Source organism: Sulfoacidibacillus thermotolerans, from assembly GCF_003144315.1.
In the GTDB taxonomy this organism is placed as follows: domain Bacteria; phylum Bacillota; class Bacilli; order Alicyclobacillales; family SLC66; genus Sulfoacidibacillus; species Sulfoacidibacillus thermotolerans.
This window is the reverse complement of sequence record NZ_MPDK01000001.1, coordinates 44,802-62,855: the sequence shown is the minus strand read 5'-3', so window position 1 is coordinate 62,855 and position 18,054 is coordinate 44,802. Positions and strand designations below refer to the sequence as shown.

Here is an 18,054-nt window from a genome sequence, read left to right as displayed (position 1 = left end):
ACCCTGTTTTGCTCTGTCAAAGCCTATTTTGAAAAAAATACGTTGTAATTTATTCCTGTTATCTCAAACATACTGCGTATCAATTCAATCCTGTCTGCACATACTGCTCTCTACTTAGAACCCTTTCCACATCGTTTTGGCGGCTTGTATAAGTGCTTCGCGGTTTGCTGGATGTGCGATCGCAATTAAGTTGCGCGCCCGTTCTTCTAAGCTTTTTCCATGTAAATCGGCAATCCCATACTCCGTTACAACGTACTGCACATGATTACGTGTGGTTGTCACGCCGGCTCCTGGTTTCAGTGTAGCTACGATACGCGATTGTCCTGATCGCGTTTGCGAGGGTAGAGCGATAATGGATTTTCCTTCAGGAGAGAGACTTGCCCCACGGACAAAATCCATTTGTCCGCCAACACCAGAAATCACTTGAGAACCAATCGATTCAGCGACGACTTGTCCGGTGAGATCGATTTCGATCGCTGAATTAATTGATACCATACGAGAATTTTGGCGAATCACGGCTGTGTCATTTGTATAATCGACATCCCGCAGTGAAATAAGTGGATGATCGTCTAAAAACCGATAAAGTTCCGGAGTGCCAAAGGCAAAGGTTGCGACTATTTTCCCTGGATCAGTTGTTTTATAGCGTCCTGTGATCACTCCTTTTTCGGCCAGAGTTTGCACTCCGTCAGAAATCATTTCACTGTGAATGCCTAAATCCTGATGGTTTACAAGTTGGCGTAACACAGCATCTGGAATATTCCCGATGCCAAGTTGTAAGGTAGAACGATTTTCAATTAAACTCGCGACATAGTAGCCGATTTTTTCTGTGACAGGATCAATTTCTGTTGCTTCTTTTGCTGAGAGCGGTTCTTCCCAGGCAACTCCATAGGTGATGTGATCCATTGGAATCAATGCATCGCCTAGCACTCTTGGAACATGTTTGTTAATTTGAGCGATGACAACTTGCGCGTTTGCAATTGCCGTTCTCGTTGCTTCAAGCGTAGGACCTAAACTCACGTAGCCATGCGCATCAGGTGGACTTACGTTTAAAAAAACAACATCCGGCCGAAAGGCGGGCTGTGACAAGAACCACGGGATTTCGGAAAGAAACAATGGAACATAAGATGCACGACCTTCTCGCACATGATCTCGCATATTTTTCCCGATAAATAGTGAGCGGTCATAAATATGACCGCTAAGATCGGTTGTAATCCAAGGAGTATCTCCTTCTACATGAAGATGAAAGAGTTCAACAGCTTCAAGTTCACGACCACGCTGTGCCAATTCTTCAAGTAGACCATGTGGCGTAGAAGCCATGCCCTGAACATAAATTCGTTGATGAGATTGTAACTTTGCTAAAGCTGCTTCACGAGAGATCATATCCATGGCGTGATGTCCTTTCTCTTTGTGATCTATGTAGTGCAAGACGATAACTACATAAAACATACAGGAATCGCTATCGAGCCGCCACTTTCATTTTAACTAATAGAAGTTAGTCTTTTTGGAGGAGGGTCCCTAGTTATTTGTTAACCTTAAGTCAGCACGACCCTCTACTTATTTGTGAAATTTACTTATAATTTTAGAAATGAATGGGTGTTTGGATTGACCTTTATTTTTTTCAGTTTGATTCTGTCCTTCTATTTCTTGGATAAGTTCATTGGCCATATACTGAATTGAACGTGACAATACAGATTCAGGAAATTTAAGGAGTAAGGGCTTTCCTTCATTCGCAGCTTCAACAGGATACGATCCATCACTAGGCAATTGAAATGAGATCGGAGTTTGTAAAACGCGGGTGATATCTGATGTCTCCACGCCTGTTTTAGACCCACTGCGATTTAAGACGATGCGAATTTTCTCTTTTGTATAATGAAATCCATTATAAAAAACCTGAAGTGCTTGCACGACTGTGCGCAAGGTCATTACATCAGGGGTACAGATCGTCAAAATCGCATCCGAAAAATCGAAAGCTGCTAAATTGATATCTGTATAACCAGGCGTGGTATCCACTACAACAAAAGCATGTCGTTTACGCAACCACCTTAGGATTTGAACCACGTGATCTGCCGTTATATCTTCCGCTTCTTCTGGGTTATTTGGAGCAGCTAGCAGATACACTTGCTCTGTTACTTCTTTAAGAGCATGTGAAATCGTCGCTTCGTTCACAGTTGTTGTTTCTTTGATCACGTCATATAAAGTCATCTCTGGAGTATCGCCCACCAAAAATGCCGCATCTCCGAACTGAACATCCAAATCTAGAATTGCTACTGGTTGCCTATATTTTTTTGCTAAAGCAATCGCTAAGTTGACACTTAATGTCGTTTTCCCTACTCCTCCTTTTGATGAAAAGACGACAAAAACTCGTCCTTCCTTTGTAGGGTCGCGTTGTATGGAGACGGCTGCTCGCGACAATGTTGCGGATAATTCCACAGTCCAATTGTCCATATCAAGGAAATCTTGTGCATGAATGATTAATGCACGTGAAATTGCTTCTGTGTCCAATGAAGAGGCAAAAAACACAATGGGATATGAAATACTAGTAATTTGATCTACTAACTGAATGTCTTCAACGAGTAAATGATCGTCAACCAAAAGGACGTCAGGATGCTCGACTGCACATTCTTCTAGTGCTTGTCGCAAATGCACAGAACTCCCGATGAACACAGCATGAGGGATTTGTTTCACCGCCGTAACGAGTTGTGGTTGCAGTTGTGCTCGAATAGCTACATACACGGTAAACATCAATAGCCCCCCTTCTTTACAATCCAATCGATTTTTCAAGGTTTTTGCTTGTGAGGGGCGAGGACCAATCTCAAGAACTTGATTGGGTTCCAAGCTTAAATGACCAATTCATCGATGTTGGCAATAACCCGAAGGTGGGGCCTACAGGATGATAGTTACTTAACCGAAAATCCACGAACACCATCGCGGGTGTTTGAGTTACACCTGTCAATCGGACCCCCGTCACTTGCCCATCATTCACACCTAGGGGTACACCTAACACATTTAGTAAACCCATGCCGTTGTAAGAAAGTAACCCAGCATTCGTCCAACCTGTAAGCCCCATTGAATTGAGCGGAACCCATCCGTCAGAAGATGCATTGGGGTTGCCTAGGAGTTGAGAAATCCCTGTCTGTTGTAAAATCTCATCCAATGCACTAGGGTTTACCTGAACTTCTAAACCCTTTGCAGTCATAATGGCAGGCTGCTTTTGTGTAACATTAACGATGACTTGCGTATCTCCAGATGCATGAGGCGGCAAGTAAGTCGCTGTTGTAGATCCACTTCCTATACTTGAAGTTGTTGCAGACGAATCATTTACAATCACACTCTCAATCGAGAGTCCAGGAGCAAGCGCGAGTTGATTTCCCACACTTATGGCAATTTGTTGCGCGCTATCGCCGACTAACGCATCTTGATACGCGGCTGTAGCTGCATTTGCGGCAGCTTGACGCGCACCTAATGTAAAAAACAAAGTGATTCCACCAAGTACTAGAAGAAGAAAAAGAGGTAAGACAAATGCTGCTTCAACGAGTGCTTGTCCTTGTTGATCGTAAATTATAGATTGAAAATGTGCGCGAAGCCTTATCAAACGCGAGATGAATGTTTTCATTTTTCATCACTCTTCCAGTTTCTTTTGTTTCTTCATTTGTTATCTGGACTCTTCGCTAAAATGGTAGGAAAAATCTGCAAAGTATCCCCCAAGAAAATTTCCTGATTTTTACTCGTTGGCAATTCTAATACCCAAGATGCATCCCACACAATTGGACTTACTTCCCACGGGTTAAGTTCAATCATTTGTAAGACTGTGAAATCTGTAGAGAGATAGACAATCAACAGTGGATATCGCATAAAAAACATATGCACCGCATGGGTACGTGGAAATAACATGCCTTCGTCCTTCGATAGGGTTGATGTTCCCATGAGGCCGCGAAACTTTTGCCAAAATGAGTGGGCCACATATACACCAGTGCTAATCACAGAATCTGTCCGCCGATTGATGACTGTTACTTTTCGTTGGAAGAGATTGCTCGTAAAACTATCCATGAAACACCTGTATGAACGAGAGAATAGCAGGACCTAAGATTACGACAAAAATAGCGGGAAATATAAATACAATCATGGGAAAGATGATCTTCACTGGGATTAATGCAGCTTTCTCTCGAGCACGCATACTCCTTGTGTTCTTGATGTCTTGTGCCTGTGCCTTTAAGGCCACAGCAATGCCACCCCCCATGCGATCTGACTGTGTGACAAGAGAAGCAAATCGATGCAATTCAGGCAAATGAGTTCGTTCAGCCAGTGCACGCAAAGCATCTGTCCGGCTCATTCCAAGGCGCATATCAGATAAAACCCGACCAAATTCATCCTTTGCAGGACTTTCTGGCATGTTTTTTACCATTTTATACAATGCACTATCAAACCCTAATCCAGCTACTACACTCACACTTAGCAAATCAAAAACTTCCGGGAGCGAACGCTCTAGCTGTTTGAGTCGCTTTTGTGCCGCAGTTTTCAAACGAGCTCCTATAAATAAGTACATGCTTCCCGCAAAGAAGATAGGAAGGAGGACTCGTTCACTCGGAGATAAGGCGGGAATCCACATTGCCAAATACACACCAACTGCCATCATTACAAGAGAAAATGCAAAGCGCATGATCACAAACTGTTCTATACGTAATGAACTTCCTGCTTGTTGCAGTTGTTGTATCCATTTGTGACGCATATTTTGCGGCGTGAGTAGATGAAAGAGCGATTCAAATAATTTGTGCCAAAACGGCATCATAACGCGCTCCCAAAATGAGATCGACAGTTCATCAAATGAATCCTGTCGCTGAATATGATAGAGTCGCATCCGATCATGAATGATTTTTTGGCGTTCATAATCTTTGCGGTCTCGTTGCCATTTTGCCAATACAACAAAGCAAGAGACGATCAATAAGACGATTAAGTATTTTTCTGCTTGTAACATAGATACGCTCTCCTAATCTAAAGTTCTGGTGAACGGACGAGTCGATGAATGAGTACTCCCCCCACAAGCACCAAGAAGGCTGCGATACTTACCAGCAAGTCGCCAAACAGTGTGTGAAATAATGCGTCCATGTAGGTGGGATTGATGTACCAGAAAAATACGCCTAATACAAGAGGCAGAGCCGTTAACACCCATGCACTTAACCGCCCTTGCGCCGTAAGAGCACGAACTTCTTGTGCTAACCGTTGGCGGGCCGCAATGGTAGCCACAATATCATCAAGAATTTCTGCCATCGATCCCCCTGTCTCGCGCTGAATATTAATGACCATAACAGCCAAATGTAAATCACTCGAAGGAATGCGAGTCGTTAACTCTTGAAGACTCTCCTCTAGACTGTATCCAATCGCATGTTTATGTAATACACGTCGAATTTCAAATCCTAATGGATCAGGTATTTTTGCTGCCGCGAGAGCCATTGCTTGAAGGATTGGATGACCGGCGCGAAGTGCAGTAGCCCACGAACGTAAAAAATCAGGTAGATTTCGCTCGATCATTTGCAAGATCCGCTCTTTCTTCCAACGAAAGTAGCTCCATACAGCAAATGCTCCAAATGGCGCCAAGATCAGACTTCCCAATAATCCGCGCAGATCATAACCTAAAATGCCAGGAACGAGGGTGCCAGCCCAGATAATAAGGAGATATTCAGTGAAGCGCAATTTTAGTATGGCGGCATTCTGACCTTGTTCCCACGCCTGCTGGGCTTTCTGTATTTTCCATATACTAAGAGGCCTAGAGTTAAACTTAGAAGTCTCTCTATCAGAAAATGGGGGGATGATCGCTGTAAGGTTTTTCTTCGTTAAGCGATGCATATGGAGAACGCGAATTCCTAGCCCGATAAAAAGAGTGGCTAAGCTCCATAATCCCGCGATAAAAAAGTTCAATAGATTGTCTGTTGTCATCTTCCCACACCAAATACTGCAAGGGATAATTCTACCCCATGAGCGCGCATGCGTTCGAGGTGCTGTGAGCGAATTCCAGTGGCCCGGAAAGTACCTGTAATCTTTTTCTTCTCGTCCATCCCCATTTGCTGAAATTCAAAAAGATCTTGTAAAGAAATGATTCCACTTTCAAGCCCCACAACCTCCGATATTTTCACGATGCATCGCGATCCATCTAGCAATCGTGTTTGCTGAACAATCAAGTCAATCGCAGAAGCCACTTGTGATCGAACAGCTAACATGGGCAGTTCTACACCAGCCATAAGTACCATTGTTTCAATACGTGCAAGTGCATCCCGAGGACTGTTCGCGTGCACAGTAGTCAAACTACCCTCGTGACCAGTATTCATTGCCTGTAACATATCTAAAGCTTCACCGCCGCGTACCTCACCTACAATGATTCGATCTGGTCTCATACGCAATGCGTTGCGAACGAGATCTCTTATTGTAATCGCGCCACGTCCCTCCACATTCATTGGACGTGCTTCCATGCTCACCTTGTGCTCATGTTGTAACTGCAGTTCTGCTGCATCTTCAATTGTGATCATGCGCTCACTAGGCGGAATAAAGGATGCTAAAGCATTGAGCGTGGTTGTTTTACCAGATCCAGTTCCTCCGGAAACGACAATGTTCAGTTTTGCTTTTACTGCGGCTTCTAAAAATGTCGCCATGTCTGCTGATAAGGTATTGAATTGGATCATCTGTGAGATCGTCAAGGGATCACGTGAAAATTTTCGGATTGTAATCGCGTCACCTTCGATCGCTAATGGACGTAAAATTGCATTGAGACGCGAACCGTCTGATAGACGTGCATCTACCATGGGACTTGACTCGTCAACTCGTCTACCAGAAAAAGACAACATTTTTTCAAGCGTATTGCGAAGATGAAGCTCATCTCGAAATGTGAGATTTGTTTTTTCCAAAGTCCCGAGTCGTTCCACGTAAATCGCACCTGGGCCATTGATCATAATTTCCGATATTTCAGCATCATCGAGCAACGCTTGAATCGGACCAAATCCCAGAATTTCATCAACAAGGATGTTTACGACTTGGTTTTTTTCAAATAGAACTCTCTCGCTTTCTCTTTCAACAATCTCTCCGATACGTTCTCGCAATTCGTGATGCGTTAACTTTTCAGGATCAGAAATTTCCGTCAGCAATACTTCCTGTACACGCGTCTTCAATCGTAAAAACTCTGAACTCAGATAGTCGAACCTTTGAACTTTATTTATATGTGCGGGACTAATTGAGTTAAATGCCTGTGAAGCGCCAGTTCCCATCTCATGAATCCGTGTTCGCAATGACATCGTCATTCTGCCTTTCCGTATAGATCCAATGTGAATGAATCTACGATTTTGGAACTCGTAGATGCGTTCCCTCAAATTTCTTACTCAAGTCACTTGCGATTTCTGAAAGAGCTTTAGCCACAGGGTGACGTGGTTGTTCAACCATCAGTGGTTTCCCTATATTTGCAAGTCGTGCAATCGTAGCTCCACCGCTTGGGACAAAGTAGGTGATAGGTAGATGCAAAAAATCTTCAATTTGCATTTGGTTCATTCCGCTGCCAGCCCGATTGAGCACAATGCGAATTTCTGGTGAAACTGGATAAAGGGTTTGTAAGATTTTTAAGGAACGTTTCACTGTTCTTAATGTAATTATTTCTGGTGATACAACAAGTAAAAGGACATCAGAGACTTCCATTGCAGTTAAGTTCTGATCCGTTAATCCGGAGGATAAATCACAAATCGTATACTTATGTGACTTTCGTAGCAAATCGAGAATTTCACGAATATGATGAGGTTTTATCATGGATGCATACTGTGGTTGCAAAGGTGCCAGTAATAGATCCAGAGGAACCTCCGTAACAGGTGTTAAAGTGCGTAACAGCTGCTCTTCCTGAATCTCTGTGTGTGAATTCCACTCAACTAATTCTTGGATCGTCAGATCTGGTCGCGAAGCGATCATGGGGCCTATATCACCAAATTGTAAATCAAGATCGATGAGAACACTTTGCTTTTGAGACTGTTGTGCCAATGACCACGCTAGATTTACAGCCAATGTACTTTTCCCAACCCCACCCTTAGGGGAATATACTGAGATGACTGCATTCGTCGTTTCCTTGTCCACGACGACGCCTTGTCCCTGCATGAGAGCGAATAACTTTTTTGATATTGTTTCTAATGTAACGAGATCTACAGCATGAATTGAGAGTGCACGTCGTGTCGCTTCAATACTGGCTTCTCTAACATAGAGAAAGATAGAGCAGTTTGTTTTCGCTGTGCGATCCAGTAACCCGGAATTTTCATTTAAAAGCCGGTCTTCAAGTACAAGGATGCCATCCGCATGATCACCTGTACAAATCCCTAACACTTCACGAATATTCTCAACTGCACTCATCAAAACAACACCTGGAATTTTTTCGATCAATTGTGTCAGAGTTTCCCGAAGTGGACTCGTTGCAACGATCCACACATTCGTCACTTTAAAACCACCTGTCTTACATTTAAAAATTTTATGGAATCGGAGTGTCCATCTCTGAACTTGTATAAGGAGATGGCTGTTTTGCAACTGTATTTGGCGATTCAAGAGCTGCGACAAGTCCGCCACTTTCTGTAGCCAACAGCAGTTTTTCCGTTTCGGTTGGAGACAGTGCAAGAATCAAGGAAAGATTTTTCCCTACCGTCGAACTGCTCGCAGGAACCATCGACCCATTGACGGCTAATACCGTCACGTGATTCATAAAGTCCTCAAGAACTCGATGATTGCCTTGTGTGATATTCAAAAATAATGCAATCTGATCTCCAGGCATGATGAGACCGTCCACTGCTGCGTCGGCAGTAAGTGGAACGTCAACAGCCATGTCATGAGCGTTAATGCGAGCCGCCAGTACATTTGCTGTACTTGGAAAAAACACTTCACTGGATACTATGGGAATCCCCGCCGCAATGGGTTCTGTTGTCCAGGCTCCCGCTAAGTTTGTCACAGACGTATAGGCACCAGGCGGTACCGCTGAGGGAGGGAGCCGTATTGCCGTTACCATTGCGGCGGTCACAGGGCTATACGCCGCAATGGCGTGATTCGCAACGAAGATCTGTAAAGTTGACTGATGTCTTTTATCTATTGCTTGATTTACCGTACTGTGGATATACTGTACCGAAAGAAAAGCCGCAATTGTGATCAAGAATACACCTATTATCAGCCAACGATTTACTCGAAGAAATGTCATCACGCGACCTTCTTTACCCAAATCCTCAATCAACCTCCTAGATTGCAAAATTTCTCGAGATACTATTTCTTAGAGCTGGTTAGCTATATTGGTAAATTCCGTCTTGATATCGCCACCTAATGTTGTCAAAACCACTATGGCTACTACAGCGACTAACGCTAAAATAAGTGCATACTCTACAAGGGCTTGACCTTCTTCCCGAGCAATCTGATGAACGTCCCCCCCTTTTTTCTTACTGGGCCACCCCATAAGAACGTTTCTACCCATATGTATTTTCATTTGTAAATTACCTCCTTATTGTGCGGTAATTAGTAAACAGAAACATCCTTACATGAATCAATCAATTTCTTATAGCTAAATTATAATCTTGATTAGTATGAGTGACTTGAGCAAAAGCAACTATTTTCCATAGGCGTTTTATTGTATAAACGGACTATGATCAACAAGTCCAAAGAGATCATTTTTCTAGGAATTGGATGACACGCAGTGGATACTACGCACGCGGAAACGGGATGGTTACTTCCCCATCCCGAAGATGTTTGATTTGAGTGAGTCATTGGGGAAAAACTCTATATACATAACTTCTTAGAATCGCTATTTGTTGTCACGCAAACTTTTTTCTATATTTTTCCTAAGATTTTGTAAGTGCATTGTTGTCGCTGTCATCGCTAGCTGCACATCTCGATTTTGGATTGCAAGCAAAATCTGCTTGTGTTCTTCTAATGATTGTTGATAGCGTTCGAGATCTGTGAGTGTCTGCTTACGAATTTGCCGAATCATATGCAAATTACTTTCGATGATCGAAACAAACACAAAGTTATGAGTCGCCTCGGCAACCGCTACATGAAAGTTCATGTCAGAGGATATTTTCTGATCGGAATACACAAATGACTTTTCTACTTCACCGAGCGCTTTTTCGATTTTTTCAAGATCTGCTGCAGTTGCACGATGCACGGCGAGTTCAGCGATGCGTGGTTCTAATATTTCCCGCGCTTCTAAAAAATACAGGATTGCAGATTTTTCTAATAAATCAACTGTTGGCTTGTGATATTCATATTTGATACTTTGTTCAATTTGTTGAACAAAACGCCCACCACCCGATTTTGAGATGATCAATCCTTCTGCTTCAAGAACGCGAAATGCTTCGCGTAGAGAAGTACGACTACAGCCAAGGGTAGTAGACAATTCTCGTTCTCCTGGTAACTTATCTCCAGGTTTTAACTTGCCTTCTTCAATTAATGCGCGAATTTGTGTGACAATTTTTTCATAGAGGCGTTCACTGCGAATGTTTGAAAAGAGCCGATCCAATCTTGTCACCTCAACGTTCTCGAATGAATTCAGTATGTCTTATCAACGATTCTAAAGTCAATGTAACGGACCGATCAGAAAACCAACCTCCTTGTTTGTTATAAATTGGTATACGGGGTGTGTTATACTTTAAGTAAGTAATTCTAGATGTTTGCGCTCTTTCAGTAAAATAAGGGGTGAAGTAAGTTGGATATGTTGAATTGGGGTATTTTAGGTACTGCGCACATTGCTGAAACGCAGTTAATTCCAGCTTTGCATGCAGCGAGTAACGCACGAGTGGTAGGAGTAGCTAGTCGAAATCGTGACAAGGCTCAAGAGTATGCAAAACGAAATAGAATTTTACACAGTTATGACAGCTATGAACAACTATTGGCCGATCCTGATATCGACGCTGTGTACATTCCTTTGCCAAATGGAATGCACGCTTACTGGACATTACAGGCTGCACGTGCTGGTAAACATGTGTTATGTGAAAAACCAGCTGCCTTAAATGCGGCAGAAATGCGCGAAATGGCCACAGTCTGTCAAGAAAATGGGGTTGTTTTTATGGAGGCATTCATGTATCCATTTCATCCCCAATGGGATCGAATCGAACAATTGCTCGCTGAAAATAGAATTGGGGATTTGAAAATAGTAAACGCGAGTTTCTCATTTACACTAAAAAATACAGCCGATATACGTTGGGATCCGCTGATGGGTGGTGGTGCTCTTTATGATGTTGGGTGTTACTGTGTTCATGTCGCCCGCAATGTAGCAAAAGGTGAGCCAGTTACACAAGTGCAAGCTGCAGCCCAATTCAGAGCAGATGGAATGGTCGATGAATCGCTTGTTGGGAATTTGCGATTTGCAAATGGCATGCTCGCTCATTTTGATTGCTCATTTGCAGCAGTAGAACGACAGTTTGTTGAAATTGTAGGATCCAAAGGTTCTGTGCAAGTCCTTTTCCCCTTTCGTCCAGATAAAGGGACACCGACATTACTCATTCGCGATGAGAGCGGAGAAACTCGTGAGACGCTTTCTTCTGAAGTAAATATGTACACACGTCAAGTCGAGCATTTTGCGGAATGTGTGTGGCTCAAACAAACTCCACGCATTACGCTCCATGACTCCATTCAAAACTTAGAAATTATCGACGCACTCTATAAAGCTGCAGGTCGGAAGAATAAAATATAAACAACTTGTTTTTTTAAAGCGAGTGATTTAAAATATGCAAAAGAAACAAGTTTAGTTATATGGGGGAGTTACATTTGGGAAAAGATTTTTTAACAGCAGTACGTGAAAGAAGATCCATGTATGCATTAAGTAAAGCATCTCCCATTTCAGATGAGCGAATTTTACAGCTTGTCACTGATGCGGTTAAATATACGCCATCTGCCTTTAATTCACAAAGCACTCGCATAGTTGTGCTTCTTTTAGAACAACATGAGCGGCTTTGGGAGCTTACCACAGACATTTTAAAAACGATCGTACCATCTGATCAATTTGAACAAACACAACAGCGGATGGATGGATTCAAAAATGCATATGGCACTGTGCTTTTCTTTGAAGATCAATCTGTGATTGAGGAGTTGCAAAGGAATTTTGCATTGTATCAAGATCGCTTTCCTGTATGGTCACAACATACCAGTGCGATGCATCAATTTGTCATTTGGACAGCCCTAGAGAGTGAAGGGTTGGGTGCCAGCTTACAACATTACAATCCTTTAATTGATAAAAAAGTAAAGGACACGTGGAATCTTTCTGAAAGTTGGCAACTTGTGGCTCAGATGCCCTTTGGTACACCTGTAGCATCGCCTGCAGAAAAAGAATTTACATCATTAGAACATCGTATACGCGTATTTAAATAAACTGGTTCTAAACACGTTTACAAGAAAGGGGGGCCAACGGCTCTTTGTCGAGTTGGCCCCTTAGTTTTATCCTTTCATCCAGCTGTCCGAAGGTTGAAAAGACTTGATCAGCTGTTGCATGGCTTGTGCTTCTTGTTGCATTTTTTGTTGCAGGCGAACTTCTGCTTGTTGATTAAGTTGTGCAACCCACTGTTCAATATTTCTATGTACCAATCGTGGGGCAAACGAGGGAAACATACTCAAACTCATGAAGAATCGCTCCTTTCAAGATTTTAAATAACTGGAGCTATTTATAATTTCTCATTTGCAAGCACGCTCGTCAAGGTTATTCAGAATAGCTCTGTGGATTCCACCGTTCCTCAATTTCAAGAAGTTTCCATGATCCAAAAGAGATGCTCCAAACAAGTAGAAATAGAGCGACTAAGAGATAACCTAATGTTCCAAAATCTAACTGCTGCAGCCATATCCAAAATCGATTATGAAAATTAAATTCACTACTGAGAACTTGTGCTAACTCGATAACTCCAATCAGAGAAGCTGCGAGAACACCGAGACCTGTGACGGAGAGATTGTAATAAATTTTACGAAGTGGAGTTGAAAAAGCCCATCCATAAGCTGTTGTCATAAACATGCCGTCTGCTGTGTCCATTAAACTCATTCCAGATGCAAAGAAGATCGGTAAAGCTAAAACCCCAGTCAAAGGCAATGCACTTCTCGCTGCAGTCGCTGAGATGGCAAGTAAAGCTACTTCACTTGCTGTGTCAAATCCAAGTCCAAATAAAAATCCAATTGGATACGCGTGCCAGTCTTTCGTGATGAAGCGCATGAGAGGTCTAACGAATTTGGCGATGAGACCCCGAGAGTTTAGCAATTCATCCAACTCTTGTTCTTGATGTTGCCTATGTTTCATTTGTAAAAATAAGGTGTACAATTTTAGCCAGATAAATAAATTCACAAAACCTAGTAACAGTAAAAACACACCTGAAATGAGCGTCCCCAAAATACCTCCGATATTCTGTAATTGAGGTAACTTTTGCTGCATCCAGTGAACGGCTATTGCAGTCAAGATGGACATGATCACAACAACGGTAGAGTGTCCTAAAGAGAAATAAAATCCGATTCCCGATGGGTTTTTTTTCTGTTCAAGAAATTTTCGTACGGTATTATCAATAAACGCAATATGATCTACGTCAAACGCATGACGAAGACCAAAGGTGTAAGCCAAAAGCGCCATCCCTAATAAAGCAGGATGATGTGATACAGAGATACCCAATAAAATAATCCCCAAAACGTGTAATGCAAAGACTCCTGTCCCATATTTAAAAATTCCCCGATTCCTCATTTTTTTTGCTCTCCTTACATGGCAGTATGGGTAAAGATACAGTCAAAGATCGTCTGAGATATTTAGCTGAAAATCAAAAAGTTCCGACGAGATCCATCGGAACTTGGGTACGAGATTATAGACAGCGTAAGTCTTCTCAATCGCTGAATTGATCTGTACACCGCCCCTTTCCTCGAAGGTATAGGTGAAACAATCTAGGTAGGTCTCCTGACTTCTGCGTCATCGCATCCTTTCGTCTTCCCCGAAAATTCGAGTGACATCGTGAAAGGATACTCCTCAGTTACAGTGGCGGGACCGTTCGGGATTTTCACCCGATTCCCTGTTATCCCTAAAATGGGCACCTAGTTGTTGCATGATGTGAAGTTAGCATATAAACGAATGCTGGTGTAACAGGATTATAGTTGTCTGATCCGCATCCTGTCAATCAATCAGGGAAACGAATTTTATGTTTCGTGGTTACGAGAGAAGCGAGTTGCTACAGGCACGCATGATGTGTTATCTTTATTGACAAAAATAGAGGTAAAACATAAAATTCCTTATATTTATTCTACTATGTTATGTAAATTAACAAGTGCGAACGATTGGCTGCAACGAGCGCATTTTGATTCAATTCGCCAGGTCCCTCGACGACGATGAAGAAAGTTTAGGTTATTGTGTATACAACACTGTTTTACAGCATTGTGGGGGATTAGAATGAGCGAATGTAAAAGGAGCACAACTCAAGAAGTGATACTCCCCTTTTATCAGCCAATTGTGTCACTGCAAACGCGTCTCATTTATGGGTATGAATCACTCGGAAGAAGAATCACTGCAAATGGGATTGAAAGTCTGGGTCCGCTCTTTCATTCTACGATCGTCAAAGAACAAGAAAAATTAGAACTCGATCGCCAATTGCGCACTCTCGCCTTACAACATCGCGCACAAAGTGGTGGATCCGAAAAGTTGTTTATTAATTTAAAACCTTCTTGGATTTATCGATATCATTCTAAACTTTCTGAACTGCCAACTCTCAAACTACTGAACGACTCTGGAATTGACCCTCACCTTGTCGTCATTGAAATCACAGAAGAACAATTTACAGGAGATCTCGCCATACTTCGCGAGATCATGCATGTATATCGCTCACTAGGCTGTATGATTGCAATTGACGATCTTGGGAGTGGATTTAGTAATTTCGAGCGCATTGCACAAATTGAACCAGATATTCTCAAAGTAGATTTAAATATAATCCGCAAAAGTCAAGTGTCCAAAAGACATAGTCAACTTTTAAAGTCATTCTCTTCTGTCGCTGAACATATTGGAGCTTCCTTACTGTTAGAAGGAATTGAGTCAGAACAGGATATTTATCTAGCATTACAAGCTGGAGCGCGCTATCTACAAGGGTTTTATTTTTCACAAGCAATTCCCGACTTTCTTGCTGAGTCGGCCTTTACGATGCAGTTGGCTACTTTGACAAAGCGATACTTTGAACAAAGTTATATCGCACGACATGACTTATATCGAATTGAGTCTGAATTAGCTGCATGTGTAAACACATCTCTGCGCGATTGGCAGGGATCTTGGGAAGAAGTGAATCGATTCTTACTGTATTTGTCATCGCAAATTCATCCAATCTGTTTCCGCATGTATGTTTGCAAAGAAAATGGTGATCAGGTTTCCGCCAATTGTACTCGCCAAATAGACCATACTTGGTTATTGGAATTCGACCATGTCGGTCAAAACTGGATGTGGCGCTCTCATTTTATCTCCAATATTGTCACGATGAAAAAATATCAAATCGGCATTCTTTCTGCGGAGTACGGAGATCTCCATAGTAATCGGAGAATTCGCACCTATTCATGTCCACTAAATCAGCATCAATATCTCTTTCTCGATTTAGATATAGAAATGATTTGAATTGTACGTCCATGTCGGATGAGTGCAATTTCTGCTCATTATTTTCAACAAAATTAAGAAGATTATCCGTAGAGAAGTTATATGAAGCGCTTTCCTATTTACATCGAATAAAAAATAGCAGTATCCTACCATTAGCAACAACTTTTTATTTAAGGAGGAATAGAAGGAATGCAACATGAAATAAGTGCAGATCACGTATTATTTGTACAAGATTTCTATCCTGATGATTTTTCATGGTGTTATGGTTGTGGGCGATTAAATGAACATGGACTTCAACTGAAAACATACTGGAATGGCGATGAGACAGTCTCCGTGTATGTTCCTCGTCCTGAGCATACTGCGATTCCAGGGTTTGTGTATGGTGGATTAATCGCCTCTCTTGTCGATTGTCACAGCACGGGTTCGGCATCACTGGCATTATATCGACGAGATGGACATGAACTGGGTGATCCTGATCCTGTACCACGTTGTGTCACCGCTTCACTGAAAGTTGACTTTGTGAAGCCAACTCCTCTCGGACAACCGATTACTACAAGAGGTAAAATCATCGAAGTTGGAAGAAAAAAAGTAGTCGTACAAAGTGAAGTATTTGTCGAAGGAGTCCTATGTGCTCGCGGTGAAGTCGTTGCTGTCCTCGCACCAGACACGATGACTGGAGGTCGCAAATAAGCAGTCATAGCTTACATCCCTCAGCGTTTTTATCCACGAACTGATAAAAAAACAGCCCCTAAAAGGCTCGACGCAATTGCGCGAATTTCTTTTAGGGCTGTTCTCCCGATTCTTTGTAGCCTATTTGTTCTGTCAACAAACTGGGAAGTCTCTGCACCATAACAAAATAAGATTTGGAGCGGATGACGGGGCTCGAACCCGCAACATTCAGCTTGGGAAGCTGACGCTCTACCAATTGAACTACATCCGCATACATTTGCATACCAGTTCTTAAGGCAACACATATAGTATACATACTTTCGCACGTAAATTCAAGTCATTTGATGTTTTTTATGTATTTCTCCTGTACTACGGAGACAAGGCGGTTAAAATCCAAGAAGCAATACTACGTGATGAAGATTGCTTACATATGTTTATATTCGTTGATAAAAAAAAGGAGAAATTTGTTTCAATCGAAATGACTCTGGATGGAAGATTTGTTCGGTTCCCCCTACAAACAAGATTCCGCCCGGGCGCAACGCGCGTGAAAATTTTTCAATCAAGAGATTCTTTGCATCATCTGTAAAGTAGATAAGTACATTCCTGCAAATAATTAAGTCGAGTTGTTTGGGATAAGGATCAGATAATAAATTGTGTTGTTCAAAGAAAACGTGTTTTCTATAGAACGGATGTATCATCACTTTTCCGTTGTCACTCGGTATAAAATATTTGTTTCGCAAGTTTTTTTCTATTGAAGCAACATCAGTTTCCGTATAGGTTGCATTTTGTGCAAATTCTAAAGCATGTAAATCGATATCAGTTGCCAAAATCGAAATTTGTTCAATCGGTAAAAGTTCAGCTAAAATCATTAACAAAGTAAACGGCTCTTGACCCGTACTGCATGCCGCACTCCATGCGTGAAATGTTTTCCCTGTAAGTAATGATGGAAGAATATCGTTTTTTAATGTTTGCCAGCGATTAGGATTCCGGAAGAATTCGGAAACATTGATGGTCATCCGATCTAATAATTCATTCATCAGCAGATCATCTTGGCATACTGCGGGAAAATACTCTTCAAAAGATGAAAACCCACGCTTATTACACAGCGCGAGCAATCTTCGTTCCATTTGTGGGCGCTTGTAATAGGCCAAATCAATCCCTGTCGCCACTTTAAATTGCTCGACAAACCAATCATAGCCACTTTTAGGATTTGGCGTCCACTCACTCATGATCTTGCCTTCCTATTCCTTGAAATCATGATAACTCATATACGAACTCTCGTGGTGAGATTGTTTATGTGCAATCGAGGATCGGTCTATGTCATGTTTCCCGATCCTCGACTCCTCACTCTCTCATATTCCCAGCAAACATTAAATCCACTTTGCGATGGTGTGCTCATAGGATGTCAGTTCACTACTATTAAACCACAGAGCAATCTCACGCGCTGCACTTTCTGTGGAATCACTGCCATGAATGAGATTCATACCTACACTGATGCCATAGTCGCCGCGAATCGTACCCGGCAGTGAGTCTACGGGGTTGGTCTTCCCCATCATAGAACGTGCGATCGAGACCGCATTCGCACCCTCCCATACCATAGCGAAAACAGGAGAAGAGGTAATAAATGAAACCAGTTCTCCAAAAAAAGGACGCTCACGATGTTCTGCATAATGTTTTTCCGCTAATTCCTTGTCGACTTGCAAAAGCTTTGCGCCGACTAATTTTAACCCTCGATGTTCAAATCGAGAGACGATGTCACCGATTAACCCGCGCTGTACACCGTCGGGTTTAATCATAATGAACGTGCGTTCCATAAA

General features: G+C 42.2%; 19 protein-coding genes, 1 tRNA gene and 1 riboswitch. Of the genes, 4 read left to right on the top strand and 16 right to left on the bottom strand.

The genetic code is table 11. The features are described from left to right. Positions 1–114: 114 nt before the first annotated feature. The 11 genes from BM613_RS00330 to BM613_RS00280 form a co-directional block, all read right to left on the bottom strand. Positions 115–1,446 carry an acetyl-CoA hydrolase/transferase family protein gene (locus BM613_RS00330; RefSeq protein ID WP_219930603.1) on the bottom strand — a complete coding sequence of 444 codons (1,332 nt, stop codon included), beginning with the start codon at positions 1,444–1,446 and terminating at the stop codon, positions 115–117. Between the two features lie 108 nt (positions 1,447–1,554). Next, positions 1,555–2,742 carry a CpaE/TadZ family protein gene (locus BM613_RS00325; RefSeq protein WP_109429171.1) on the bottom strand — a complete coding sequence of 396 codons (1,188 nt, stop codon included), beginning with the start codon at positions 2,740–2,742 and terminating at the stop codon, positions 1,555–1,557. 70 nt (positions 2,743–2,812) lie between these two features. Further along, positions 2,813–3,613, bottom strand: a complete 801-nt coding sequence (locus BM613_RS00320) for a TadE/TadG family type IV pilus assembly protein (RefSeq protein ID WP_109429170.1) — start codon at positions 3,611–3,613, stop codon at positions 2,813–2,815. Between the two features lie 32 nt (positions 3,614–3,645). Continuing rightward, positions 3,646–4,047 carry a DUF192 domain-containing protein gene (locus BM613_RS00315; protein ID WP_109429169.1) on the bottom strand — a complete coding sequence of 134 codons (402 nt, stop codon included), beginning with the start codon at positions 4,045–4,047 and terminating at the stop codon, positions 3,646–3,648. Continuing rightward, positions 4,040–4,972, bottom strand: coding sequence for a type II secretion system F family protein (locus BM613_RS00310; RefSeq protein WP_109429168.1), 933 nt, complete (start codon positions 4,970–4,972; stop codon positions 4,040–4,042). The genes BM613_RS00315 and BM613_RS00310 overlap by 8 nt, the downstream gene beginning before the upstream one ends. 17 nt (positions 4,973–4,989) lie before the next feature. Further along, complete coding sequence (locus BM613_RS00305) at positions 4,990–5,931, bottom strand: type II secretion system F family protein (RefSeq protein ID WP_109429167.1); 942 nt, start codon at positions 5,929–5,931, stop codon at positions 4,990–4,992. Continuing rightward, on the bottom strand, positions 5,928–7,283 hold the full coding sequence (locus BM613_RS00300) for a TadA family conjugal transfer-associated ATPase (RefSeq protein WP_245926176.1): 1,356 nt from the start codon (positions 7,281–7,283) through the stop codon (positions 5,928–5,930). Before BM613_RS00300 ends, BM613_RS00305 begins: the two co-directional genes overlap by 4 nt. 34 nt (positions 7,284–7,317) lie before the next feature. Then, the gene (locus BM613_RS00295) at positions 7,318–8,451 is read right to left on the bottom strand and encodes a CpaE/TadZ family protein (protein ID WP_109429166.1); all 1,134 of its coding nucleotides are present in this window, start codon (positions 8,449–8,451) and stop codon (positions 7,318–7,320) included. A 31-nt stretch (positions 8,452–8,482) separates the two neighbouring features. Next, the gene (cpaB, locus tag BM613_RS00290; protein WP_219930602.1) at positions 8,483–9,229 is read right to left on the bottom strand and encodes a Flp pilus assembly protein CpaB; all 747 of its coding nucleotides are present in this window, start codon (positions 9,227–9,229) and stop codon (positions 8,483–8,485) included. 36 nt (positions 9,230–9,265) lie between these two features. Continuing rightward, complete coding sequence (locus BM613_RS00285) at positions 9,266–9,445, bottom strand: Flp family type IVb pilin (RefSeq protein WP_109429176.1); 180 nt, start codon at positions 9,443–9,445, stop codon at positions 9,266–9,268. Between the two features lie 345 nt (positions 9,446–9,790). Further along, positions 9,791–10,513 (bottom strand): FadR/GntR family transcriptional regulator, encoded by a 723-nt coding sequence (locus tag BM613_RS00280; protein ID WP_109429165.1) that lies wholly within the window; start codon positions 10,511–10,513, stop codon positions 9,791–9,793. 183 nt (positions 10,514–10,696) lie between these two features. Here BM613_RS00280 and BM613_RS00275 point away from each other — a divergent pair, with 183 nt between their 5' ends. Continuing rightward, positions 10,697–11,677 carry a Gfo/Idh/MocA family protein gene (locus BM613_RS00275; protein ID WP_245926178.1) on the top strand — a complete coding sequence of 327 codons (981 nt, stop codon included), beginning with the start codon at positions 10,697–10,699 and terminating at the stop codon, positions 11,675–11,677. Positions 11,678–11,751: 74 nt separating this feature from the next. After that, complete coding sequence (locus BM613_RS00270) at positions 11,752–12,351, top strand: nitroreductase family protein (RefSeq protein WP_181362789.1); 600 nt, start codon at positions 11,752–11,754, stop codon at positions 12,349–12,351. Positions 12,352–12,417: 66 nt separating this feature from the next. Here the strand turns inward: BM613_RS00270 and BM613_RS00265 are convergent, their stop codons facing one another. Then, positions 12,418–12,600, bottom strand: coding sequence for a hypothetical protein (locus BM613_RS00265; protein WP_109429162.1), 183 nt, complete (start codon positions 12,598–12,600; stop codon positions 12,418–12,420). A 76-nt stretch (positions 12,601–12,676) separates the two neighbouring features. Then, a complete protein-coding gene (locus tag BM613_RS00260; protein ID WP_109429161.1) occupies positions 12,677–13,693 on the bottom strand; it encodes a HoxN/HupN/NixA family nickel/cobalt transporter in 1,017 nt (338 codons plus the stop codon). Between the two features lie 180 nt (positions 13,694–13,873). Next, a riboswitch (cobalamin riboswitch) is annotated at positions 13,874–14,053 on the bottom strand. A 333-nt stretch (positions 14,054–14,386) separates the two neighbouring features. On the opposite strand from BM613_RS00260, the gene BM613_RS00255 reads away from it, so the two are divergent. After that, complete coding sequence (locus BM613_RS00255; protein WP_109429160.1) at positions 14,387–15,589, top strand: EAL domain-containing protein; 1,203 nt, start codon at positions 14,387–14,389, stop codon at positions 15,587–15,589. 168 nt (positions 15,590–15,757) lie between these two features. After that, positions 15,758–16,258, top strand: a complete 501-nt coding sequence (locus tag BM613_RS00250) for a PaaI family thioesterase (RefSeq protein WP_109429159.1) — start codon at positions 15,758–15,760, stop codon at positions 16,256–16,258. Between the two features lie 174 nt (positions 16,259–16,432). On the opposite strand, the gene BM613_RS00245 is transcribed toward BM613_RS00250, so the two are convergent. From BM613_RS00245 to ndk, 3 genes are all read right to left on the bottom strand, one after another. Continuing rightward, positions 16,433–16,508 (bottom strand) — tRNA-Gly (locus tag BM613_RS00245). A 163-nt stretch (positions 16,509–16,671) separates the two neighbouring features. Continuing rightward, the gene (locus BM613_RS00240) at positions 16,672–17,466 is read right to left on the bottom strand and encodes a CheR family methyltransferase (protein ID WP_109429158.1); all 795 of its coding nucleotides are present in this window, start codon (positions 17,464–17,466) and stop codon (positions 16,672–16,674) included. Between the two features lie 141 nt (positions 17,467–17,607). Beyond that, positions 17,608–18,051 (bottom strand): nucleoside-diphosphate kinase, encoded by a 444-nt coding sequence (gene ndk / locus BM613_RS00235; protein WP_109429157.1) that lies wholly within the window; start codon positions 18,049–18,051, stop codon positions 17,608–17,610. Positions 18,052–18,054: the final 3 nt, after the last annotated feature.